The 22,527-nt window shown below is 74.7% G+C and carries 18 protein-coding genes; 6 read left to right on the top strand and 12 right to left on the bottom strand.

All coding sequences use genetic code 11. From position 1 onward, the window contains the following. Nucleotides 1-123: 123 nt before the first annotated feature. The 3 genes from AMK13_RS24815 to AMK13_RS24805 all read right to left on the bottom strand — a co-directional run bounded on the left by AMK13_RS24815 (nucleotide 124) and on the right by AMK13_RS24805 (nucleotide 2,188). A complete protein-coding gene (locus tag AMK13_RS24815; protein ID WP_074004142.1) occupies nucleotides 124-891 on the bottom strand; it encodes an HAD family hydrolase in 768 nt (255 codons plus the stop codon). A gap of 77 nt (nucleotides 892-968) precedes the next feature. Beyond that, complete coding sequence (locus AMK13_RS24810; RefSeq protein WP_241853023.1) at nucleotides 969-1,541, bottom strand: hypothetical protein; 573 nt, start codon at nucleotides 1,539-1,541, stop codon at nucleotides 969-971. 107 nt (nucleotides 1,542-1,648) lie between these two features. Then, nucleotides 1,649-2,188, bottom strand: coding sequence for a CGNR zinc finger domain-containing protein (locus tag AMK13_RS24805; RefSeq protein WP_074004141.1), 540 nt, complete (start codon nucleotides 2,186-2,188; stop codon nucleotides 1,649-1,651). Between the two features lie 167 nt (nucleotides 2,189-2,355). On the opposite strand from AMK13_RS24805, the gene AMK13_RS24800 reads away from it, so the two are divergent. Then, nucleotides 2,356-3,597, top strand: coding sequence for an MFS transporter (locus AMK13_RS24800; RefSeq protein ID WP_241853022.1), 1,242 nt, complete (start codon nucleotides 2,356-2,358; stop codon nucleotides 3,595-3,597). 9 nt (nucleotides 3,598-3,606) lie between these two features. Then, a complete protein-coding gene (locus AMK13_RS24795; protein ID WP_074004140.1) occupies nucleotides 3,607-4,572 on the top strand; it encodes a DUF2510 domain-containing protein in 966 nt (321 codons plus the stop codon). 123 nt (nucleotides 4,573-4,695) lie between these two features. Here the strand turns inward: AMK13_RS24795 and AMK13_RS24790 are convergent, their stop codons facing one another. The 5 genes from AMK13_RS24790 to AMK13_RS24770 form a co-directional block, all read right to left on the bottom strand. Further along, the gene (locus tag AMK13_RS24790) at nucleotides 4,696-5,184 is read right to left on the bottom strand and encodes a hypothetical protein (RefSeq protein WP_074004139.1); all 489 of its coding nucleotides are present in this window, start codon (nucleotides 5,182-5,184) and stop codon (nucleotides 4,696-4,698) included. Beyond that, nucleotides 5,181-5,741, bottom strand: a complete 561-nt coding sequence (locus tag AMK13_RS24785) for a hypothetical protein (protein ID WP_143204626.1) — start codon at nucleotides 5,739-5,741, stop codon at nucleotides 5,181-5,183. The genes AMK13_RS24790 and AMK13_RS24785 overlap by 4 nt, the downstream gene beginning before the upstream one ends. A gap of 121 nt (nucleotides 5,742-5,862) precedes the next feature. Further along, nucleotides 5,863-7,410 carry a hypothetical protein gene (locus AMK13_RS43685; protein ID WP_079272414.1) on the bottom strand — a complete coding sequence of 516 codons (1,548 nt, stop codon included), beginning with the start codon at nucleotides 7,408-7,410 and terminating at the stop codon, nucleotides 5,863-5,865. A 79-nt stretch (nucleotides 7,411-7,489) separates the two neighbouring features. After that, nucleotides 7,490-8,305, bottom strand: a complete 816-nt coding sequence (locus AMK13_RS24775; RefSeq protein ID WP_074004137.1) for a leucyl/phenylalanyl-tRNA--protein transferase — start codon at nucleotides 8,303-8,305, stop codon at nucleotides 7,490-7,492. Beyond that, nucleotides 8,302-11,781 (bottom strand): amino acid adenylation domain-containing protein, encoded by a 3,480-nt coding sequence (locus tag AMK13_RS24770; RefSeq protein ID WP_158077744.1) that lies wholly within the window; start codon nucleotides 11,779-11,781, stop codon nucleotides 8,302-8,304. Before AMK13_RS24770 ends, AMK13_RS24775 begins: the two co-directional genes overlap by 4 nt. A gap of 230 nt (nucleotides 11,782-12,011) precedes the next feature. Between AMK13_RS24770 and AMK13_RS45130 the strand changes: the two genes are divergently transcribed. Beyond that, nucleotides 12,012-15,185, top strand: coding sequence for a putative bifunctional diguanylate cyclase/phosphodiesterase (locus AMK13_RS45130; protein WP_143204623.1), 3,174 nt, complete (start codon nucleotides 12,012-12,014; stop codon nucleotides 15,183-15,185). Nucleotides 15,186-15,197: 12 nt separating this feature from the next. Here AMK13_RS45130 and AMK13_RS24750 read toward each other — a convergent pair whose 3' ends face one another. After that, nucleotides 15,198-15,431, bottom strand: coding sequence for a helix-turn-helix domain-containing protein (locus tag AMK13_RS24750; RefSeq protein WP_074004134.1), 234 nt, complete (start codon nucleotides 15,429-15,431; stop codon nucleotides 15,198-15,200). A gap of 110 nt (nucleotides 15,432-15,541) precedes the next feature. Next, complete coding sequence (locus AMK13_RS24745; protein WP_074004133.1) at nucleotides 15,542-15,853, bottom strand: ArsR/SmtB family transcription factor; 312 nt, start codon at nucleotides 15,851-15,853, stop codon at nucleotides 15,542-15,544. 160 nt (nucleotides 15,854-16,013) lie between these two features. Between AMK13_RS24745 and AMK13_RS24740 the strand changes: the two genes are divergently transcribed. Further along, a complete protein-coding gene (locus AMK13_RS24740) occupies nucleotides 16,014-17,582 on the top strand; it encodes an MFS transporter (RefSeq protein WP_074004132.1) in 1,569 nt (522 codons plus the stop codon). 60 nt (nucleotides 17,583-17,642) lie between these two features. Here the strand turns inward: AMK13_RS24740 and AMK13_RS24735 are convergent, their stop codons facing one another. Both AMK13_RS24735 and AMK13_RS24730 read right to left on the bottom strand, forming a co-directional pair. After that, a complete protein-coding gene (locus AMK13_RS24735) occupies nucleotides 17,643-19,448 on the bottom strand; it encodes a CocE/NonD family hydrolase C-terminal non-catalytic domain-containing protein (protein WP_074004131.1) in 1,806 nt (601 codons plus the stop codon). Nucleotides 19,449-19,592: 144 nt separating this feature from the next. Beyond that, nucleotides 19,593-20,432, bottom strand: coding sequence for a helix-turn-helix domain-containing protein (locus tag AMK13_RS24730; protein WP_241853021.1), 840 nt, complete (start codon nucleotides 20,430-20,432; stop codon nucleotides 19,593-19,595). Nucleotides 20,433-20,644: 212 nt separating this feature from the next. Here AMK13_RS24730 and AMK13_RS45125 point away from each other — a divergent pair, with 212 nt between their 5' ends. Further along, a complete protein-coding gene (locus AMK13_RS45125; RefSeq protein WP_074004129.1) occupies nucleotides 20,645-21,322 on the top strand; it encodes a CPCC family cysteine-rich protein in 678 nt (225 codons plus the stop codon). Between the two features lie 107 nt (nucleotides 21,323-21,429). Further along, a complete protein-coding gene (locus tag AMK13_RS24720; protein WP_074004128.1) occupies nucleotides 21,430-22,521 on the top strand; it encodes a hypothetical protein in 1,092 nt (363 codons plus the stop codon). The last annotated feature ends 6 nt before the right edge of the window (nucleotides 22,522-22,527 follow it).

Raw genomic sequence — 22,527 nt, 5'->3', positions numbered from 1 at the left:
GGTCATCTCCCCTGATGTTCCCACGCCTTGACCGGGCGTCGGGTCCTGATGGGGCACGGCGGCGGCGACCACGGGAAGCACCCGGCAGCTCGCCGTGCCCGCGTGGCAAGCGGCGTCCGACCGCTACCGGACGGGTGCCTCGGCCAGGCGGGAGATCTCGGCGGCGACGGCCTCCGGTTCGGCGGCGACGGTGACGCGGGCGACGCCGTCCAGGCCCGGGTGACCGCCGACCCGGACGGAGTGCCGCGCGTTGCGCAGCAGGTCGAGGTCGTTGATGTCGTTGCCGAAGGCGTTGTAGGCGTCGATCCCCAGCGAGGTCAGCGCCTCCCACTTGTTGGTGGTGCCCGGGGCGAAGTCGATGATCGCCTCGTCGAGGTGGTGGTTGACGGTCATCCCGAGCGCGCGGCCGGCCTCGGCGAGGGCCGCCAGGTCGGTCGCGTCGACGACCAGGAACTTGACGACGGCGGGGAGTTCGGCGAGCTCGACCCGGCGGGCGAGGCCGCCCTGGTCCACCCGGCCGCGGATCGGGTGGTCGGCCGGTCCGGTGTAGGCGTAGTCCCACGGGCCGTCGGCGAGGTAGCCGGCCCGGAAGCGCTCGACCTCGGTCAGCAGCCGCCCGAGTTCACCGGCTTCGAACGCGGCCCGCGCCCGCACCTGTCCGTCGACGGAGACCAGGCTGCCGTTCCCGCCGACCAGCGTGGCGGTCGGGAAGGCACCGTCGAGGACGGGCAGGAGGTCGCGGACCGGCCGGGCGGAGGCGAAGACCAGCTGGTGGCCCGCCCGCTCGCAGGCGTCGAGGGCGGCGAGGATCCGGCTGTCGATCGTCCGCCCGTCGAAGCAGAGCGTGCCGTCGATGTCGAAGACCGTGGTGCGGGCGCTGGTGGAGATCATAAGACGATGCTATCCAGCCGGTGCCGTACACGATCCACCACCGGTCCCGCCCGGAAACGCCCCCACGAGCCGGGCCCCTACTGGTAGTCGTCCATCAGCTCGCGGTCCACCGTCATGGCGGCCCGGTCCAGGGCCGGCAGGCCCAGGTGCTCGCAGATCAGCGCGGTGAGCCGCTGCTCGTGGTCCGGGCTCTCGGCGAACTCGCCCCCGATGCCCAGCCCGGCCGCCGTGACCAGGGGGGCCAGCGCGTTGGGCCAGCGCTCCCCGACGTGCTCGGCGCCCTCGTAGTCGACGCACGAGGAGATCCGGCCGTCCCGGTAGTGGTACGCCTTGGGGCCGTGGGCCTTGACGATGCAGGGGTTGGGCACGAACACCACCAGTTCGGCGCCCTCGGGGCAGAGCCCGCGGTAGTCGATGTCGTCGTAGTCGTTGCGGGACGGGTTGAGCATGGGGTGCACGATCACGCCCCACTCGCCGGGCGCCGGCTCCTCGCCCCGGGCGAAGGGCGGACGGTGCCGCGCGGTCAGCCCGTCGGCCACGGCGGCCCGGGTGGTTCCCCGGAAGTACACCAGGACGGTCTCGTCCTCTCCGTAGCCCTGTCCTTCCAGCCAGTCGATGGGGCCCCGGTGGATCCAGTCGTAGTCGGTCATGATCGACACCGTAGCCCTCGGCACCGACACGGCCCCCGGGACGGCCTTCGGGGCGGCCGGAGTGGGAAGTCGGCCCGGCCGACTTCCTGCTCCCGAGGCCGGGACGGTCACGCGCGGGCCGGCCCGTTCGCCGGCCGCGCCGCGCGGCGGTGCCGGCGGACGGCGTCGCGGTTGGCGCAGCGCTGGGTGCAGTAGCGCTTGCGGCCGGTCCGGGTGGTGTCGGCGAAGACGGTGGCGCACTCGGCGACGGCGCACCGGCCGAGCCGGTGCATGCCGCGGCCCACCAGATGGAAGGCGGTGCCGACGGCGATCAGGGTGGACAGCACGGCGCCGAACGACTGGTGGTCGTCGCGGTAGTGGAGGTGCCAGCCGCCCGTGTGGTCGGTCAGCCGGGGGTGGGCGGCGTCGGCGGCGAGCATCCGGTTGAGCCGCTCGGCCCGTTCGCGGTCGTCAGTCGCGTCGACCACCGACTCCCAGGTATCCAGCAGGGCCAGGATGCGCGCCAGGTCCGCCGGCCGGACCGGTCCGTCGACCACCAGCCCGGCCGCGCGGCAGCGGTCCGCCAGTTCCTCGGCGGTCCCGGGGCGCCGGTTGGCCAGGGCCGCGGCCAGGTGCACGGCGCTCTCGCCGTAAGGGTTGAGGTACATAAGACCATGACAGCAGGCTGCTGGGCATGCGTCAGCACACCGACACCGGAAAGCCTTCCGCACCGGCGACTTCCACATCCCCGACTTCCACATCCTCGACTTCCGCACCGACGACTTCCGCACCGGCGGCTCCCGGGGACACCGCCCGCCCGATCCGGTACCGCTGGGTGGTCCTGGCCGTCGCCACCGTCACCCAGGCCGCCTCCGGCTTCTTCGTCCAGGGCATCGGGGCGATGGCCGTCCCCCTGCAGCACGCGCTGTCCCTCAGCACCAGCCAACTCGGCCTGCTCCTGTCGGCCTCCCAACTGGTGCCGCTGGTCGGCCTGTTGGTGGCCGGCGAGCTGCTGGACCGGTACAACGAGCGCTGGGTCGTCGGCCTCGGCGCCGCCGTGGTCGCCGCGGCCCTGCTCCTCGGCAGCCTGGCGCAGGGGTACGCCTCCCTGCTGGCCGTCCTGCTGGCCGTCAGCGCCGGGTACAGCACCGTGCAGCCCGGCGGCAGCAAGTCGGTGGCCTCCTGGTTCGACCCGGCCCAGCGGGGGCTGGCCATGGGCGTCCGCCAGGCCGGACTGCCGCTGGGCGGGGCGCTCGCCGCCGCCGTGCTGCCGCTGGTGGCCGTGGCGTACGGGTGGCGGGCGGCACTGGTGGTCGGCGGGCTGGTCGCGCTCCTGGGCGCCGGGCTCTTCACGGCCCTCTACCGGCGCCCGCCGACCGCCCCGCCGGTACGCCCCGCTCCCGCCCCGGCTCGCGGCCTTGCCCCGGGCCCCGTGGCACCGACGGCCTCCGTCCGCGCCCGGCTGCGGATCCTCCGCGAACCGGCCATGGCCAGGATCCTGTTCTCCGGCCTGGCCCTGGTCTCGGTGCACAGCGGCATCGGCGTGCTCGGCGCCCTGTACCTCCACGACGTGACAGCCCTCGGCCCCGGCGCCGGCGCCGCCGTCCTGGTGGCGGTCCAGGTCGCGGGGGCGGTCGGCCGGATCGCACTGGCGGCCTGGAGCGACCGGAGCCGCGCCGGGCGGTACCGGCCCGTCCTGGTCTGCCTGGCCGCGGTGGTGGCCGGGTTGGTGGTCCTGACGACGCCGGCGGGCCGGTCCCCCACCGCGGCCGCCGTCCTGTTCACCTGGCTCGGCTTCTTCGGGATCGGCTGGTACGGCCCCTGGGTGGCCCACCTGGCGGAGTCGGCGCCGCCCGGCCGGACCGGTTTCGCCCTCGGCCTGGTCATGGCGGTCAACCAGGTGGCCGTCGTCGTGGTCCCGCCCGCCCTCGGGCTGCTCCGCGACACCACCCACGGCTTCACCGCCGCCTGGGCGGCCCTCGCCGCGACCACGGCCGTGACCCTCGCGGCCACCGCCCGCCGGGGTGCCGGTGGGCGCGGCACCCCTCCCCGGCCCGGGCGGCACACCGCCGGGTAGCGTACGGCCGTGAGCAACGAGACGCCTCCCGGGTGGTACCCGGTCCCCGGCCCGGACGGCGCCCCGGGCCACGAGCGCTGGTGGGACGGCAACGCCTGGACCGGCGACGTCCGGCCGGCCCAGGGCGCCTACGGCTACCCGGGCCAGGAGGCGTACCCGGCGCAGCAGGCGTACCCGGCCTACCCGGTTCACCCGTCCCAGCAGGCCTACCCCGGCGCGGGCTACGGACAGCCCGGCCCCGGCTACCCGCCCCCGGCCCCGACTCCCAAGCGGGTCAAGCCCGGCGTGCTCATCAGCATCGCGGTCGGCGTCCTGGCGATCGGCGGCAGCGTCGCCGGGATCGCGCTCAGCCGCGGCGGCGACCCGGCGGCGGACCCGACCACCGACCCCACCATCCCCGTCACCAGCAGCACCGGCCCGACGACCAGCCCCACCCCCGCCCCGAAACCGTCCACGCCCAAGCCCGCGCCGGCCCTCCGGAGCACCGTCGCGGACAAGCAGCACTCGATCACCCTGCCGCTGTTCGAGGGCTGGGAGGTCTCCGCGACCGACACCCCGCAGTGGTCGGTCTACCTCGGCAGCGGCCGCTACACCTGCGCGAACGGCAAGGCCTGCATCCGCGGCCGGTTCTCGGTGGAGAAGAACACCGTCCAGGGCGACACCCCCAAGGCCGCCGCCGACGCCGCCATGCCGACGGTCGCCAAGCAGATCTTCAGCGGGATGGCCTCGCAGACCGACTACGGCTCGGGCACCATCACCGTGGCCGGCGTGGCCGGGTACGCGACCCGCTGGCACATCACCAACACCGACGGCACCCAGGGCTTCGTCCTGCTGGCCGCCCTCCCCGCCAAGGGCGGCGGCTACGTGGTCTTCGACGGCGGCGTGGACGAGGACCCGGCCGCCCCGGACGTCTCGGTGCTCGACCAGATCCTCCTGGGCGTCAAGAAGGACGACACCCCGACCAGCGGCACCTGACGCACCGCTCCGGGGCGCCGCCAGCCGCCCGGTTCCACGGCCGCGGGGCGCTCCGGAATCCACGACACGCCTCCACCACGGCGGACGCCGCAGGACCAACCCGACGCGGGCACCCGCCCCCGGCTACGCCGGTTGGTCGCCCGGGAGTTGGTCCGGCAGCGAGGGCGGCGGGAGGGGGCGCGGGCGGGCGGCGGGGCGGTCGCTGCGGCGCAGGACGAAGACCACCGGCAGGGCGATCAGGCTGGGCCCGGCGAGCAGGCCGGCCAGCCACTGGCGGCCGTCGAGGCCGACGAGCACTGAGCCGACGAGCATCCCGGCGGCGAGCATAAAGCCGGCCACCAGGCCGCCGACGTAGAGCTGGTGGGCGCGCTGGTCGCGGCGTTCCCGGGCCGCGATCCGGGCGCGCTCGGTCGCGTGCTCCTCCTTGAGGCGGACCGTTTCGAGGGACGCCCGGTGGCGCTCCCTTGCCGTCTCCCTGGCGTGCTCTCGCTGGAGTTCCAGTTCGAGGTGTTCCAGGGCCACCCGCAGGTGCTCGGGCGGGAGTTGGGCCCACTGGGTGGCGATCTCCAGGGCCGTCGGGCGGCGGAGGCGGCCTTCCTCGGGGGTGGTCACCGGTCGTCACCTCGGGGTGCGGGGGCGGACTGGTCGGGGCCGTGGGCGGCGCCCGGCGGCGGGCCGAGGCGGAGGAACAGCCGCTCCAGGCCCGTGGCGACGGTCTCGGCGGCCGCCGGGGTCAGCGGGTCCTGGGCGTACTCGTGCAGGGGACGGTACCGGGAGGCGGCACCGCTCCCGACGATCACCAGGTCGTCGTCCCGCTCGGTGGAGTCGATCCGATCCGGGAGGACGGCGCTTCCGGCGACCGGGCCCTTGACGACCGGCGGGCCGGCCGGGTCCCCCATCTCCCAGACCACCGAACTCTCCGGCAGCGGGGCCGCCCGGCCGGGCGCCGGCCCGGCCGCGGAGCGGGGTGCGTCCCACGCGGCGACATCCCCTCCCCGCCCGGCCCCGCTCCCCCGCCGCCGCGGCCACAGGACCGCCAGCAGCACCAGCACGGCCGGCCCCGCCGGTACGGCCGCCCACCAGCCGATCCCGGTGGCGGCGTACAGCGTCAGCGACACCGCCCACACCAGGGCGACCGAAACGCCGTAGGCCACCTGTCTGTTCCGCATCCCGCCCCCGCACCCCCTCCGACCGGTTCGAACTCAAGCCCGAGCTTCGACCCGAGCCTACCCACGACGAGGGCCCCTCGACCGGACAACCCGGCGGAGGGGCCCACGAAGTGACGTCGGATCAGCTGTGCTGCGGCGCGGGCAGCGTCGCCGATCCCCCGAGCAGCGGCCACTCCCGGTGGAAGGGCGGCAGCGGCAGCTTGCCCTCGATGATCGGGGTGCCGAAGACCTTCAGGTGGGCGAGCAGCGAGCCGTTCAGGTCGACGCCGCCGACCAGCGACCAACTGCCCTGCACCTGAGGCGGGTTGCCGGAGGAGTCGGCGACCAGCGAGCCCTCGGCCTGGGCGCGCAGGTAGGGGGCGACGGTGGCCTCCACGCCGACGGTGTCGTACAGGCCGAGGCTGATCTCGGCGCCGAGCGCGGCCCGCACGCCCGCCTTGCCGTTGAGCCGCACGTGCACCGGGGTGACCTTGGTCTCGGCGTTGGTGACCGGAGTCCAGCCCTTGCCGCCGGTGTAGTCGGCGCGGACCGCCCAGGTGCCGGTGGCGTCCTGCTCCGCCTCCAGGTGAACCTGGCCGTCGGCGCTGACCTCCAGGTAGCAGGTGAGGCCGAGGTTGACGACCACCGGCAGGCCGGCGACCGTCAGCACCGGGCTGGCCTGCAGCTTGGCGAAGGGCACCCGGATGGGCGCGGCGCCGGTGCTGCGAGCGGCGTCGCCGGTGACCTTCCACTGCGCGTGGGCACCGAGGTCGAAGCCGATCGAGGCGGTGCGCGGACTGCCGGCCGCGGCGCCGTGGTAGGCGAAGTGGACGGCCGGGTGGAGCTGGAGCGAGCCGGAGGCGTCGAGGCTGGCACCGTCGGGCAGCGGGACGGGGGCCTTGAGGTTCACCTCCAGGGTGCCGGAGGCGTCGGCCTGGACGCCGTTGCCGGTCAGGCCGGCGGTGGCCTTGAGGTCCTTGACCAGCGGGGTCACCGTGATGCCGTGCGGGTCGACGGGGACGTTGCCGTCGGCCTCGGTGCCGCCGAGGAGTTCGGCCAGGGTGGCCGGGCGGGTGGTCAGGGCGAGTGTGTTGCCCGCGCCGGGGCGGACGCCGGTGACGGCGACCAGTGCGCCCTGCGGTGCGGCGGCGGTGGGCGGGCTGGCGATCAGCTGCCCGGGCTGGACGGCGGCGGCGGCCGCGCTCGGCACGGCGCTGGGAGAAGCGCCAGGAGCGGTGCCGGGAGCGGTACTTGGCGAGGTCGGGGCCGTGGCGCCCGGCCCCGTCGCCGACAGCACCGCCGTCCCGCCCGCCGGGTCGTACGCCGTCAGCTGGAGGTTCTTCGTCGCCGCCGTGACCGCGCCACCGTCCTTGCCGGGGCTGCCGATCGCGGCCTGCTGGTCGCCGGCGGGCGCGGCGGTGACGGGCGCTTTGCCCGGGGTCGGACGGCCGGCGGCGGGACTGGCCGCTCTGGCGTGCGGGGTGGCACCGGCGGGCCGGGCGGCGGCGGCCGGGCTGCCCCCGGCGGCGGTCGCGGCCGGGTCGGCGACGGTGGCGGCGGCCGGTTCGGCACCGGCCTGGGTGGTGCCGGGGTCGGTCGGCCCGCACGCGGTGGCCCCGGCGAGGATGAGGGTGAGGGTGAGGGTGAGGACGGCGGGGCCGGAGGCCCTGCCTATGGAACTTTTGAACACGCGGCGTCATGTTACTGACGAGGAATAAGTTTGTCGAAGACAGGCCAAAAAAGCCAGCCCGATCAGGTTTAACCGCAGGTCAGCGGAGGCATGCCGATTCTCCCAGCCGCGCCGCCGGCAGCGGCGCCCCGTCCGGGACCACAGCGGAATCCCCACTCCCGCCCGACAGCTCCGCGAGGTACCGCGAGCGCGCCATCGGCTCGGCCCCGAGGCTCCGCACGTGCGGCCCGTCCCACTGGGCGTCGAGCAGCCGCCCGCCCGCCGCACCGAACCGCGCCCCGAGGTCGGCGACGGCGACCCGGGCGGCGTCCGGGCGGCGGTGGAACATCGAGTCCAGGCTCAGCACCGGCCCGACCGCGATCCCGAACACCCCGCCGATCAGCTCCTCCCCCTCCCACACCTCCCCGCTGTGCGCCGCCCCCAGCTCGTGCAGCCGCACCAGCAACGCCGCCAACTCCTCGGTGAGCCAAGCCGGTTGACGGCCCTCGGCGCACGCCGCCAGCACCCGCCCGAAGGCCCGGTCCGCGCTCGTCCACCACGTGGACCGGTTGCGCAGCCGCCGCGCCAGCCGGCTCCCGAGCCGGACGCCGTCGGGCGCGATCACCGGCCGGGGGTCGGGCGACCACCAGGCGAGCGCGTACGGGTCCGCCCCGCCGGGCAGCAGCGCCACCTCGCCCGCCTCGACGGCGTCCCCGTACACCGCCTCGTTGTACGCGCTCGCGTAGACGTCCGCCGCCGGCAGCGGGAACAGCCCGCGCCGGTACGCCGCCAGCAGCCCGCCGGGGCTGAGCGCGCCGAGCGACCCGCCGAAGGCCACCGGGCCGTCGCCGGGCCCGTGCCGCACGTCCAGCACGTCCAGCGCTTCGAACGCGCCGAGCGCCTCGGAGGGGCTCACGGAGACACCGCCCGCAGGAAGCCCTCCCGCTCCAGCCCCGCCAGGTAGTGGTCGATCAACTCCGCCTCCACCGGCGGCAGTTCGATCCCGCTCCCGGCCAGCGCCGCGTCCGCGTTCGCCCGCTCGAACAGCGGGAACGTCGGCCGGAAGTACATCTCGCTGACCGACAGCTCCGACCCCGGCGCGCGGTCCACGAACAGCGGGACGAACGGCGCGATCGGGTGCGTCGGGTTCCCGGCGGCGAACCGGACCAGCCGCCGCACCCAGTCCCCGTACGGCAGCGGGGCGATCCGGTGGCCGCGCGCCCGGAGCCGCTCGGCGAGGTCGGCGAGGGTGCCCGGGCGCGGGGAGGTGAGGTGGTAGACCTCGCCGGCGGCGGGTGCGTGGGCGGCGATGTGCGCGATGGCCCGGGCGAAGCGGTCGGCGGGGACGAAGTCGAGCAGCAGCCGCACGTCCGGATAGGTCCCACTGTCGGCCAAGTAGGCGATCAGCGCGCACAGTTCGGTGCCGGTGTTCATCGCCCCGGACGCGAGGTCCCCGGTGACGTCGTTGGTGCGCAGCACGGTGACGGGCAGCCCGGCGGCGGCCGCGTTGTGCAGCAGCTGTTCGGCGACCCACTTGCTCTCGACGTAGCCGACGCCGAGCCGTTCGGGGTGGGCGAGCGGGGTGCGCTCGGTGACCTTCGGGACGCCGGCCGCGCCGAAGCCGGCCAGCACGGCGAGGGTGGAGAGGTAGTGCACGGGGATGCCCCGGCTGTGCCCGGCGAGCCGGACGACCTCCCGGGTGCCGCCGACGTTGGCGCCACGCAACTGGTGGTACGGGTAGAGGAAGTTGACCTGTCCGCCGAGGTGGTGGATCGCGTCCAGGTGCCCGGCCAACCAGTCGAACCGACGGTCCGTCAGGCCGAGCTTCGGCCGGGTGAGGTCGCCGACCAGCGGCACCACCCGCCGGTCGGCGAGGTCCTGCCGCAGGAAGCGCTGCCGGGCCGCCCGCAGCCGTTCCAGCGCGTGTTCCTCGTCGGGCGCGCGGACCAGGCAGTGGATGCGCGCCCGGGTGGTCGCGAGCAGCGCGTGCAGCAGGTGGGCGCCGCAGAAGCCGGTGGCGCCGGTGAGCAGGATCTCGGCGGGTTCGGCGCGGGAGGGCGCCGGGCTCCAGGACTGCCGGAGGTCCTCGGTGAGCCGGGCCTCCGCGAACCAGTCGACCGCGGCGTCCCGTACGGCCCCGGCGGGGGTGTCCCCGCGCGCCGCCGACAGCGCCGCCGCGAAGGCGCGCAGGACGGGCTCGCGCAGCAGTGCCCGGGTGAGCGTGCGCACCTGCCCGACGTCGATGCCGAGCAGGATCCGGGCCCGCGCCAGCATCTCCATCGCGAGCAGCGAGGTGCCGCCGAGCGCGAAGAAGTCGCCGTCCGGGCCGATGTGTTCGACGCCGAGCAGCTCCGCCCACAGCTGTCCGACGGCCGCCTCCAGCGCCCCGTCTCCGGCGGGGCCGGGTGCGGGGGCCGGCGAAGGGGTCGACGGGGGAACGGGAGCCGACGCCGGGGAGCGCACCGGCGCGTGCGGCAGCCGCCGCCGGTCGATCTTCCCCGCCGCCGTGAGCGGCATCGCCTCCAGCGGCACGAACTCGGCCGGCACCAGGTACTCCGGCAGCCGGTCGGCCAGGAACGCCCGGAGCCCCGGCGCCCCGACGGCCGTCCCGGAGGCGGGCGTGTAGTACGCGATGAGCGTGCGGCTGCCGTCGGCCGCCTCGCCGTCGGCCGCGACCCGGGCCTGCCGGACGTCGGGGTGCGCGGCCAGGACGGCCTCGACCTCGGCCGGGTCCACCCGGTGCCCGCGCACCTTCACCTGGTCGTCGAAGCGGCCGAGGATCTCCAGCTGCCCGTCCGCCCGCCAGCGCCCGGCGTCGCCGGTGCGGTACATCCGCTCGCCGGGCAGCGGCGCGTACGGGTCGGGCAGGAAGGACTCGGCGGTGAGCCCGGCCTGCCGCCAGTAGCCCCGGGCCAGGCCGGGCCCGCCGAGGTGGATCTGCCCCTTCTCCCCGGGCCGGACGGGGCGCAGCCGGGCGTCCAGCACGTGCACCCGCACCCCGGGCAGCGGCCGTCCGATCGGCACGGGCGCGGCCGGGGTGCCGCCCGCCCCCGCGGAGCTTCCGCCGCCCCCGTCGAGCAGCTCCGCCGTGACCTCGCAGAGCGTCGAGGTGACGGCCGCCTCGGTGACCCCGTACGCGTTGAGCAGCCGGGCGCCCGGCAGCCGCTCCAGGCAGTGCCGGCTGTCGGCGGCGTGCACGGCGTCCCCGCCGACCACCACCAGGCGCAGCCCCTGGGGGCCGGGCCCGCCGGGCGGGAGCAGGTCGAGCAGGTGGTGCCAGTAGGCGGGGGTGAGGTCGGCGACGGCCAGGCCCAGCCCGGGCAGCCGGCCGGCCAGCTCGGTGGGCGCCCAGGTGCCGCCCGCGCCGCCGCCCCCGCCGAGCACCACCGTCGCGCCCGCGAGCAGCGCGCCGAACACCTGCTCCAGCGCGGTGTCGGAGCCCAGCGCGGCCAGGTGCAGGACGCGTTCGCCGGGGCGCAGCCGGTAGGCGTGGACGATCCGGTCGAGGGTGAACAGCAGTGCGCGGTGGGTGACGGGGACGCCCTTGGGGCGGCCGGTGGTGCCGGAGGTGTAGATCAGGTAGGCGAGGTCGTCGGGGACGGCGCCGTCGTCCCCGGCGAAGTACGCCCCGGAGTTCAGGGGCTCCCCGCCGTCCTCCGGCCCGGGCGCGGACACCCCGAGCACGGACACCCCGGGCACGGACACCCCGGGCGCGGACACCCCGGACACAGACACCCCGGGCGCCTCCGGGAACCCGTCACCGTCCGCGACCACCACCCGCGCCCCGCAGTCCTCGACCAGCCGGGCCAGCCGCCGCGGCGGGTGGGCCGGGTCCAGCGGCAGGAAGGCCCCGCCGGCCTTGAGCACGGCCAGCCAGGCGGTGACCAGACCCGCCCCGCGGTCCAGGCAGACCGGCACCACCTGCTCCGGGCCGGTCCCGCGCGCCCGCAGCGCGGCGGCCAACCGGTCGCTGCGCAGGTCGAGTTCGCGGTAGCTCAGCGTGGCGTCCGCGGCGATGACGGCGACCGCGTCCGGGTCGTGCGCCGCCCGCGCGCGGAACAGCCCGTGCACCGTGTCCGCGAATCCGGCGACGGTGTGCGGGAATCCGGCCGACGGGTCCGCCGATCCGGCCGTCGGGTCCGCGGATCCGCCCGCCGCCCGCCGTACCGGGGCGCCGTCGGGGAAGCCCAGCCCGGCCGGGCGCCACTCGCGCTCCACCCAGTCCCGGCAGTCGGCCCGTCCGGCCGGCCCGTGGACCTGCTGCCAGCCGGCCGGGACGGTCAAGTCGCCCGGCCAGATCGCATACTGACCGTTGCCGTTGCGGACCACGGCGTGACGGCCGGAGCTCGCATCCGTTCGTACGCCCTGTGCGCTGTCTACTGCGTCGTCCACCGGCTTGACCTCGTGCTGTGGCGGCAGAATGCTGGGGAGTGCGACATTTCCGACTATACGCACTCCTGCCCCGTCGAGGACGTCCGGTCGCACCCCCACCGGACGCCTCGCTGCTGCGCGAAAGCGCTCATCCGCCCCACCCGGACCGGCTCCAACGCCCGGCCCGTCCCGTCCTCACCCGAACTCCCCCGCCCGACCGGCGGGGTGATGTCGTGGAGGAGGTAGCCTCGTTGACTCGCCGGCGACAACACCTGATGGTCTGTTACCTGCTCTGGATGGTGCTGTTCACCGGCATCTACTACGCGAATCCCGGCCAGCGGATCATCTGGTGGACCGGCATCGGCCTCGGCGGCGTCGCCGCCATCGTGGTCGGCGTCCGCCTCAACCGTCCCGCGCACGCGCGCTACTGGTACGTGCTGGCGCTCGCCAACCTCAGCTTCACGGTGGGCGAGGTGGTGCAGGCCGTCCAGCTGGACATCCTGCACGTGCCCAACCCGTTCCCGTCCGTCGCGGACGGCTTCTACCTCGCCGAGTACGTGCTGTACGCGGTCGGCGTGCTGGGCTTCATCCGCTGGCGCACGGCCCGTCAGGACCGCGCCGGGCTGCTCGACGCCCTCGTCCCCACCATGGGGCTGGCCCTGCTCGCCTGGATCTACCTGATCCTCCCGTACGCCCGGAACCCGGACCTCGACTGGTTCCAGAAGGCCGTCTCGATCGCCTACCCGCTCGGCGACGTGGTCGTGCTCGCCCTGCTGCTGCGGCTGCTGACCCCGCGCGGCGGCAACTCCCGCTCCCTGCAGCTGCTCGCCGTCGGCTCGCTCGGCATCATGGTCTCCGACGTTCTGTACGGGCTGATCCAGCTGCACGGCACCTGGCACATCGGCACGCCCGTCGAACTCGGCTGGGCCGCCTTCTACACCGCCTGGGGCGCGGCGGCGCTGCACCCGTCGATGGTCGAGCTGACCCGGCCGGTGCCGACCCAGCAGCCGGACCTGAGCACCGCCCGGCTGGTGCTGCTCACCCTGGCCTCGCTGATCGCCCCGGCGATCCTGATCATCGAGGCGCTGGCCGGCAACACCAGCAACGCGGGCGTGATCGGCGCCTTCTCGGCGGTGCTCTACCTGCTGGTGCTGGCCCGGCTGGCGGTGGTCGTCTCCGCCCGCAGGCAGGCCGTGGCCCGCGAGCGGGCGCTGCGCGAGGCGGGCGCCCGGCTGACCGCGGCCGTCACGGTGGGGGAGGTCGCGGACGCCGTCCAGTCCGCCGCCTCCACCCTGATGCCGGCCGAGGCCGGGCACGTCGCCCTGCTCTCCGTCGCCGAGGCCGGGGTGCTGCACGTCCGGCACGCCGGGAGCGACACCCCCCGGCCCACACCCGGGGACACCGCGCAGTCCGACCGGGTGCTGGAGCTCGCCACCGCCCGGGAGACCGTGCTGCTGCCCGTCGGCTCCCTCGGCCTGGACCCGGCCGCCACCCCGGCCGACGGCGGCCTCCTCGCCCGCCTCGGCGGCATGCCGTACGCCCTGGTCTGCCCGCTCACCCTCGCCGAGCGCCCCTCCGGCGACCCGCTGATCGGCGCGCTCGTCGTCACCGGGACGGAGCAGGAGCTGGCCGGCCTCTGGAGCTCGCTGGAGATCCTCGCCGCGCAGGCGGCCCTCGCGGTCGAGCGGGTGGTGCTGAGCCGCGAGGTCACCCAGCGCAACAGCGAGCTGTACTTCCGCACCCTGGTGCAGAACGCCAGCGACGTCATCCTGATCCTCGACGCCGACGACGGCGTGCGCTACGCCTCCCCGTCCGCCGCGACGGTGCTCGGCCGCCCCGACCTGGCCGGCACCCCGCTGACCGACCTGGTCCCGCCCGAGGACAGCCGGGAGGTCGGCAAGGCGCTGGCCCGGATGCGCGGGACCGCCGAGCCGCCCCGGGGCGAGCAGCCGCGCGAGCACTGGCGGCTGCTGCGCCAGGACCGCACCCCGATCGAGGCCGAGGTCCGCTCCGACGACCTGCGCGCGGACCCGACCGTCGGCGCCCTGGTGCTCACCCTGCGCGACGTGACCGAGCAGCGGCAGATGGAGCGCGAGCTGACCCACCGGGCCTTCCACGACTCGCTGACCGGCCTGGCCAACCGGGTGCTGTTCCAGGACCGGGTCGGGCACGCGCTCTCCCGGGGCGAGCGCAGCGGGGCCGTCACCGGGGTGCTCTTCATCGACCTGGACGACTTCAAGGTGGTCAACGACACCCAGGGGCACGCGGTCGGCGACGAGCTGCTGGTCGCCGTCTCGCTGCGGATCTCCACCGCGCTGCGCGCCTCGGACACCGCCGCCCGGCTCGGCGGCGACGAGTTCGCCGTCCTGGTGGAGGACGCGAGACGGCCCGCCGACGTGGACACCATCGCGTCCGGGGTGCTGGCGGTGTTCGCCGAACCGTTCAAGCTCACGTCGGGCACGGTGCGGGTGACGGCCAGCATCGGTGTGGCGACCACCGAGGACAGCGTGGACGCGACCGAGCTGCTCACCCACGCCGACCTCGCGCTCTACTCCGCCAAGGCGGCCGGCCGCCGCCAGTGGCGCCACTACCGGCCGGCCCTCCAGACCGGCATGGTGGAGCGGCACGAGCTGAACGAGCACCTCGACTCGGCGATCGCCGAATCGGCCTTCCAGCTGTACTACCAGCCGATCGTCGACCTGCGCACGGGCGATCTGGTCGCCTTCGAGGCGCTGGTCCGCTGGCCGCACGACCGGCGCGGCATGGTGCTGCCCGACGAGTTCATCGCCCTCGCCGAGGAGAGCGGCCAGATCGTCCCGCTCGGCGCCTGGGTGCTGGAACGCGCCGCTCAGGAGGTCGCCGCCTGGCACGCCGCGAGCTCGGCGGCGCGGACGGCCGCCGGCCGGCCGCCGCTGCGGGTCAACGTCAACGTCTCGGCCCGCCAGTTCCGCGACGCCGGCTTCGTGGACGTGGTCCGCCGGGCGCTGGCCGCCACCGGCATCGACCCCCACACCCTCGTCCTGGAGCTCACCGAATCGGTGCTGATGCGCCGCGACGACCGCGTCCACGCCGACATGGCCACGCTGTCCGGACTCGGTGTCGGCATCGCCATCGACGACTTCGGGACCGGCTACTCCTCGCTGTCCTACCTGCGCGAGTTCCCGATCTCCCTGCTCAAGATCGACAAGTCCTTCATCGACGGCCTCGGCCACTCGCCCCAGCAGTACGCCCTGGTCGAGGGCATCACCCGGATCGCCGACACCCTCGGGGTCCAGGTCATCGCCGAGGGCATCGAGCACCCCGACCAGCGCGACCTGCTCGCCGCGATGGGCTGCCCGCTCGGCCAGGGGTACCTCTTCGCCCACCCCATGGACTCCCCCCACGCCCGCGCCCTGGTCCGCCGGACCTCCTACGAGCCGGTCTGAAATCCTCCCCGGCTACACCTTCCGCAGGGCGCGCGACAGCACCGTGAGCAGCGCCAGTGTCGGCCTCGCGTGCCCCGCCTCGACGGCCCGGACGTCGGCCTCGGGGAGGCCCGTGCGAACGGCGAGGTCGGGGAGGGTGAGACCGAGGGCGGTGCGGCGGGCCCGGACGGCGCGGGCCAGGGCGTCGGCGGGATCGCCGTCCGGGTGGGCGGGGAAGTCCTCGATCAGGGGGCGCGCCAGATCCACCGAACTCTCCTCATCGGCCTGCGGGGCGCACAGTTTGACACGCCGTCAGCCCTGGACGGCCCCAAGCGGAGGTCAAGGTTCCTTGACCTCCGCTTGGGCCTCCCCCGCCGTCAGGAGTCGGCGCGGACCAGGTCGAGCAGCCCCGGAAAGCGCTGGTCGAGGTCCTCGCGGCGCAGCGTGGCGGCCCGGCTGTTGCCGCGGTCGACCTGGCGGATCAGGCCGGACTCGCGCAGCACCCGGAAGTGGTGGGTGAGGGTGGACTTGGAGACCGGGAGGTTGAACGAGGCGCAGGTGCGCGCCGCCCCCTCGCCCTCCCGCAGCAGGGCCGCGACCACGCCGTAGCGCAGCGGGTCGGCGAGCGCACCCAGGACGGTGCGCAGGTCCATCTCCCCGGTCGAGGGGTGGCCTTCGGCGTCGGGCATCGGTTCCTCCTCCGCAAGGTATGGGTTGCATCGTACCTCGGCGCCATGGCAGCTTTAGGTTCGATCAAATCCGTACCTGGCCACCCCGTGGCCGGTTCAAGCCTGGAGTCACGCCCCCTTGAGCACGCAGCCCACACAGGCCGCACAGCCGACGCAGGCCATGCAGGCCGCGCCGTCCGACGCCCCCGACCAGCGGCGACGCCCCGCCCGCACGCCCGTCCTCGCCGCCGTCCTCCTCGCGGTCTTCGTCGTCCCGATGTCCATCTCCGGCACCGCGGTCGCCCTCCCCCGGATCGGCGCCGGCACCCACGCCGACCTCGCCCCGCTCCAGTGGGTGGTCAACGCCTTCAACGTGGCCTTCGCCTGCTTCACCCTGGTCTGGGGCTCGATCGCCGACGTCATCGGCCGGGCCAGGGCCTTCGCCGCCGGCGTCGCCCTCTACGCCCTCGGCTCGCTCGCCAGCGCCGTCGCCGCCGACGTGCTCTGGCTGGACGCCGCCCGCGCCCTCACCGGCATCGGCGGCGCCGCGATCTTCTCCTGCGGTGCGGCGATCCTCTCCACCGTCTTCGACGGCCCGGCCCGCGCCCGGGCCTTCGCGCTGTTCGGCACCGTCGCCGGGGCCGGCGTCGCCCTCGGCCCGTCGCTGGCCGGCGTGCTGGTGCAGGGCCTCGGCTGGCGCTGGGTGTTCGCGGTGCACGCCGTCGCCCTGGCGTTCGTCCTGCTCGCGCTGCCCGTGATCGCCCGAGCCGTGACCGCCGCACCCGGCGGCAGCGGCGGCGCCGGCGGCGGGCGGATCGACGTCCCCGGCAGCGCGCTGTTCGTGCTCGCCATGGTGCTGCTCACCACCGCCATCGTCCAGGGCTCCCAGTGGGGTTGGGGCAGTGCGGGCGTGCTCGGCCTGTTCGCCGGCGCGGTCGCCGTACTCGGCGTCTTCACGGCCGTCGAGCACCGCAGCGCCCACCCGATGCTGGACCTCGGCCTGCTGCGCGACCGCCGCTTCCTCGGCCTCTGCCTGGTGCCGGTGGCCGCCTCCTTCGGCTTCGTCACCGTGCTCACCTACCTGCCGAGCTACCTGACCGCCGTCACCGGCCGCGGCACCGGCGCCGCCGGGCTGCTGATGCTGCTGCTCACCGCACCGGTACTGGTCCTGCCGATGCTCGCCGCCAGGCTGGTCGCCCACGGCATGCGCCCGCTCACCCTGGTCCTCCTCAGCCTGGCCTGCCTGGTCGCGGGCGACCTCGCCCTCACCCTGCTCTCCCCCTCCGCCACCGTGCTGCTGCTCGCCGCCCCGATGCTCATCACCGGCGCCGGAATGGGGCTGTCGGCCGGCCTGGTCGACGGCCAGGCGCTGGAGTTGGTCGACCCGGCCAAGGCGGGCATGGCGGCGGGCTTCCTCAACACCCTGCGCCTGGGCAGCGAGGCCGTCGCCGTCGCGGTGTACGGCTCCGCGCTGGCCACCGTGCTCGGCACCCGGGTCGCCGACGGCATCGGCGCGCACCCGGGCGCCTCCCGGGCCGGCGAGGTCGCCGACCGGACGGCCGGCGGGGACCTCGCCGGCGCCGCCGAACTCTCCGGCGCCACCGACCACCGCGCCTTCACGGACTTCCTCGCGCACGCCTACGACTCCGCCTTCCACTCCGTGCTGTGGGGCCTGGCGGCCGTCGGCGCGCTGCTCGCCGTCCTCATCGCGCTGCTGCTGCGCGGCACCTCCGCCAGGAGCACGGCCTGACGGACGCCGACCGGCCCGCCGCCACGAGGGCGACGGGCCGGGGCAGGAGCGGCGAGCGGATCAGCCCAGCGGCAGCTCCAGCCGGGACTCGTGCCCGTTCGGCGAGCCGATGGTGATGGTTCCCTGCTCCGCGGCGTAGGAGTACAGCTGGTCCCGGCTGTTGACGACCAGCGCCACCCGGTGGCCGACCGGCACGTCGTACGCGGCGGGCTGGAGCTCCCAGTCGACAGTGGTGTCCTGGCCGGGCGTCAGGCCGAGCGCGGTGTACGGCTCGTGGGTGATGATCCGCGCGGTGCCGTCCGGGGCGACGTCGAACAGGTAGGCCACCAGGGTGGCGGCCTCCTCGGTGCTGCGCACGGTCAGCCGGACCGCCGCGGCGCCCCGGATCCGGCGGGCCACCCCGTCGCTGCCGGTCAGCGGGTCGGTCGACCAGACCAGCAGGTTCTCCCGCTCGAACTCGGCCAGGACGTACTTCCGGGGGTTGCCCGTCCACTCCTTCTGGCCCGTCTTCATGACCTCGTCCACCGCGGTGGCCTTGGTCTCCAGGCCGGCGGTGAAGCTCCGCGACCAGCCGGCGGCCTGCTTGTCGGCCAGCGCGCCGTCACCGTCGCCGTTGACGCCGGTGAGGTACCAGGCCTCCGTGCCGGTGGTGACGTCCGCCCACGAGTCGTGGCCCTCCCGGCGGGCGGCCTCGGTGATCCGCCGCCCGCCGCCCAGTACCGGCTTGGTCTTGTAGGTGAACATGACCTGGTTGGTCACCCGCGGGCGGTTCGGCGCCTCGTTGTCGGCACCCAGCAGGTGGTGGTCCAGGAACTCGTAGGCCTCCCGGAGGGGCTCCGCCAGACCGGGGAACGGCAGGTGGGTCAGCAGTCCGGACAGTCCGGCGCCCTCCGGCGCGCCGTGGTCGCCGATCCACAGGTTCAGCTGCTTCGGCACGGTCAGCCGGTTGTAGACGTCGATCACCGGGGCGACCGGGAAGAGGGTCTCGTGCCAGGTGTTGGAGATGTAGGTCGGGATGCCGAGTTCGTTGGTCTTGCCCAGGTATGTCTCCGGCGAGCGCTCGGTGCCCCAGGCGACCACGTCGTCGAGGTCGCGGTTCTGGTCGAACTTGTCGAGGATGTCCAGGGCCTCCTCGTCGAACTTGTCGTCCCGCTCCCCGCCCGTGAAGCCGACCAGCACCTTGACGGCCTCCACGTGCCGGGTGTCGTTGGCGTAGAGGCTGGTGGCCAGGTTGCCCCAGGTGCTCAGCGCGACCACGGCCTTGACCCGCTCGTCCCGGTCGTGCGCGGCGACCAGCTGGCTGATCCCGGAGCCGTAGGACACGCCGAGGAAGCCGACCTTGCTCGGGCTGAAGTGCCCCTCCGCGTAGGTGATGACCTTCGAGCCGTCGGCCCAGTCCTTGGGCCCGGCGACGTCGATGTGCCCCCCGGAGGTGGAGATCCAGCCCGGGTAGCCGAGGCCGCGCGGGGTGTAGGTCAGCACGTGGTAGCCGCGCAGCGCCAGCTTGAAGTAGGCGTAGACGAAGGGCAGCCAGCCGAGCGGGTTCCACCCCGCGGGCAGGATCACGACCGGGCGCTGCTCGTCGCCGTGCAGCTTGATGGTGAACGCCGACAGCTTGAGGTTCTCCTCGACGGGGATCCCGGTGACCTCGACCTCGGCGATCCGCCGCACCTGGGCCACCAGCTCGGCCAGCTCCGGCGGGAGCTGGACGCTCTCGTCGCCCTGGACGGCCGCCACCAGGGCGTTGCCGAGGTCGACGACGGCCTGGTTGACGGTGTTGCCAGGGCCCCGGAGGCCGCTGTCGGCGATCTCCGTGAGGGTCGCCTCGGTGATCGCCGGGATCGGCTGCCCACTGATACTGGCCATGCGAACCACCTTTTCCGTAACGGATGCTGACCGCATCATGGTCCGGAGTGACCGGATGCTAACTGATGCACCGTCAGATTCGCTCGGATAGGTGGTTCGTGGTCATCCTCCCTTGCCGATCACCGAACCGTGGTATCCGCGGCGTCACCCGAGCGTGTCGAGCGCCGAACCGATCAGCGCCCGGGCCCGGTCGCCGTACACGGCCGTACCGGACAACTTCTCGAAGGCGTCCAGGTAGTGGGCGATCTCGCGGGGCCGGGTGACGGTCAGGCTCGCCGTGAGGGTCTCCACCTCCACCTGCTCGCCGTCGTAGAGGCTGAAGGTCTCCAGCGGCCACACCTCCCGCTCCGCGCCCGCCGGGATGACCCCCAGCGAGACGGCGGGCAGCGCGGTCGCGGCCAGCAGGTCCTCCAGCTGCCCGCGCATCACCCCGGCGTCCCCGATCCGGTGGCGCAGGACCGACTCCTCCATCAGCAGGGCGAACCGCCGCCCGCCCTCCCGGACGATCCGCGAGCGCGCGAGCCGGGCGTCGACCGCGTCGGCGACGTCGTCGGGGGTGCCGTGGAAACGGGTGATGGCGGAGAGCAACGCCGTTGCGTAGCCCCGGCTCTGCAGGAACCCGGGGACGAGGGAGGAGCTGTACACCCGGAACACCCTGGTGCGCTCGAACAGCGGTACGTAGGAGTTCTGCAGCCGGGTGAGCCCGGTGCGCTGGAGCCGCCGCCACTCCACGTACATCGACTCGGCGGAGCGGGTCGCGGCGATGAGGTCGGCCGACTCCTCCTCCGCCCCGCAGAGCCGGCACCAGGTGCGGATGTCCTCGTCGGACGGCGAGGTCAGCGCGTTGATGATCCGGGAGGACTTGGAGGGGTGCCAGCCGGCCCGGAGCGCCAGCTCGCGCCCGTTGAACCCGGCGTCGCGGCACAGCTCGCGCAACCGGTCGGCGACCTCCTTGCGGACCGCCACCGCGCTGCTGGACGGCATGACTGAGGGCATGGTTCACCTGCCTGGGAATTGTCGGGGTGGACGGCGCACTCCCCGTGCGGCTCCTACCGAGAAGCGTAGCCGCGCACCGCCGCCGCCCCCGAGCCGATTGCACACAGTTGCAGCGGAGTTGGGGAGCAGAACGGAAGGCTGACGAACGGCCGCGCGAAACCGGGTCGCCACCGGCCGGGACGGCGGGCCAGACTACCGGGGTGGACACTCGTCGGCCTTGCCCCTGCTGCGGCCATCTCGTCTTCGACGTCCGGGAGGGGTGGCCCGGTTCGTCCGTCGTCTGCCCGGTCTGCTCCTGGGAGGACGACCCGACCCAGCTCCGCCGGCCGCTCCTGCCGCGCGGCGCCAACAGCGTCTCGCTGGTGCGGGCCCAGCGGAACGTCCAGGAGTACGGCGCCTGCGACCAGCGCGGCCGCCGCTTCGTCCGGCCTCCGACGCCCGACGAGCCGCTCGACCCCGCCTGGCGGCCCATCGACCTGGCCACGGACGTCTTCGAGGACCGGGCGGACGAGGAAGGCCGCCCCTGGCCCGAGGACCGGTCGGTCTGGTGCTGGTGGCTGCCGTCCTTCCCGGGCGCCACCGAGGACCCGACACCGAGCGTGCCCCGCCTCGTCACCATCGACGTCGGATCCGTCCGCGACGACAGCGGCCTCCACGCCGTCCTGAAGCGCGAACTCGGCTTCCCGGCGTTCTACGGCAGGAACTGGAACGCCTTCTGGGACGCGATCACCGGCCTGGTCGCGATGCCCCGCGAGCTCCGCTTCACCGGCTGGGCCGAGCTGGAGCGCGAGGTCCCGTCCTCGGCCGCGCTGCTCCGCAGCCAGCTGGCCGAATTCGCCACGGCCGAAAGGGACTTCACGGTCGTCTATGACGAGTAGCCGACCGAGGCCGAAGCCCGTCCGGCAGGGCCCGGCGCCAGCAACTCCCCACTGGTGACGGCACAAAGGCCTATCGGCCGGCCCCTCAGCCCGGCACAATCACCGGTATGACGATCACCCCCGGCGTGCCGCCCAGGCGCAACCTGCCGATCGCCCTCGCCCGCAGTTTCCTGACGGGTGGCGTCATCGGAGGCTCGCTCGCCGGGCTGGTCGTCGGCGTCGTCCTGGAGAATGTGCCGCTGCTCGTCGGCGGCCTGGGCGTGCCGATCGGCTACGGCCTGCTGTACCTCCTCGCCGGCTGGCCGCGGCGGGCGCGGGAGGCGGCCGTCGTCCCGCGTACGGCGCTGGCGGTGGTCGAGGGCCGGACCGTCCCCGAGGGCCAGGTGACCGACCGGGCGGTGCGGTTCGACCTCACCGTCGTACCGGACGACGGGCCCGCGTTCCGGGTGGAGCTCACCCAGGACATCAACGTCGCCGACCTCCCCGACTACGTGCCCCGCACCGTCCTGGTGGTCCGCTACCCGCCGGACCGGCCGACGGACATGCGGATCGTGAAGCGGCCGACCCCGGAGTGGGAGGAGCGGGCGGCCGGAGCCCGACTCGACTCCGCACCCGAGGCGACCAGGCTGAGCGAGCCTCCCGAGAGCCGTGCCGTCGGCTTCGTCGGGCTCCTCGGCCTGCTGCTCGCCGCCACGGCCGTCGTCTTCCTGTTCCGCGCGGACCTGTTCGAGCAGCAGCCCGCCGAACCGCCGTCCTCCTCGGCGGACCCCTCGGTCTCCTCCTCGTGGTCGGCCGAGGTGGTGACGGGCGGGTCCGGCACCGTCGTGCTCGGCGCCGGCCAGTCCTTCCTCGACGACGGCGCGTTGGGCCGGTCGATCGACTCCGTGACCCGGAACGGCGAGTACGGCCCGGTGACCACCCTCCAGGTGACGGACAACCTGCTGGCGGTGACGTTCTCCTCGGCCGGCACGAAGGCCCGCGAGTTCGACCCGAAGTCGCTGCCCTACGAGCGGTTCCCCGCCCTGGTCGAGGAGGCCAGGACCACCCTCGGCGTCCACGCCCCGCAGACCTGGAGCATCACCGTCCTCCGCACCGACGGCCCCGTCACCATCACGGTCAGCGTGACCGGGCCCGGGGGCGCCGCCGTGCTGGAGGCGGACGGGCAGGGCCGGGTGCTGCGGCGCACCTCGGCGCACTGAACCACG

Source organism: Streptomyces sp. CB02056 (genome assembly GCF_001905545.1).
In the GTDB taxonomy this organism is placed as follows: Bacteria; Actinomycetota; Actinomycetes; order Streptomycetales; family Streptomycetaceae; genus Kitasatospora.
Note: the sequence above shows the minus strand (reverse complement) of the source record. Positions and strands in the feature narration are given on the sequence as shown.

Excerpts from the sequence above, each read along its gene's own strand:
- AMK13_RS24815 (WP_074004142.1), bottom strand. The coding sequence starts at position 891 with ATGATCTCCACCAGCGCCCGCACCACGGTCTTCGACATCGACGGCACG.
- AMK13_RS24810 (WP_241853023.1), bottom strand. The coding sequence starts at position 1,541 with ATGACCGACTACGACTGGATCCACCGGGGCCCCATCGACTGGCTGGAA.
- AMK13_RS24805 (WP_074004141.1), bottom strand. The coding sequence starts at position 2,188 with ATGTACCTCAACCCTTACGGCGAGAGCGCCGTGCACCTGGCCGCGGCC.
- AMK13_RS24785 (WP_143204626.1), bottom strand. The coding sequence starts at position 5,741 with ATGCGGAACAGACAGGTGGCCTACGGCGTTTCGGTCGCCCTGGTGTGG.
- AMK13_RS24745 (WP_074004133.1), bottom strand. The coding sequence starts at position 15,853 with ATGCCCGACGCCGAAGGCCACCCCTCGACCGGGGAGATGGACCTGCGC.
- AMK13_RS24740 (WP_074004132.1), top strand. The coding sequence starts at position 16,014 with ATGCAGGCCGCGCCGTCCGACGCCCCCGACCAGCGGCGACGCCCCGCC.
- AMK13_RS24735 (WP_074004131.1), bottom strand. The coding sequence starts at position 19,448 with ATGGCCAGTATCAGTGGGCAGCCGATCCCGGCGATCACCGAGGCGACC.
- AMK13_RS24730 (WP_241853021.1), bottom strand. The coding sequence starts at position 20,432 with ATGCCGTCCAGCAGCGCGGTGGCGGTCCGCAAGGAGGTCGCCGACCGG.
- AMK13_RS24720 (WP_074004128.1), top strand. The coding sequence starts at position 21,430 with ATGACGATCACCCCCGGCGTGCCGCCCAGGCGCAACCTGCCGATCGCC.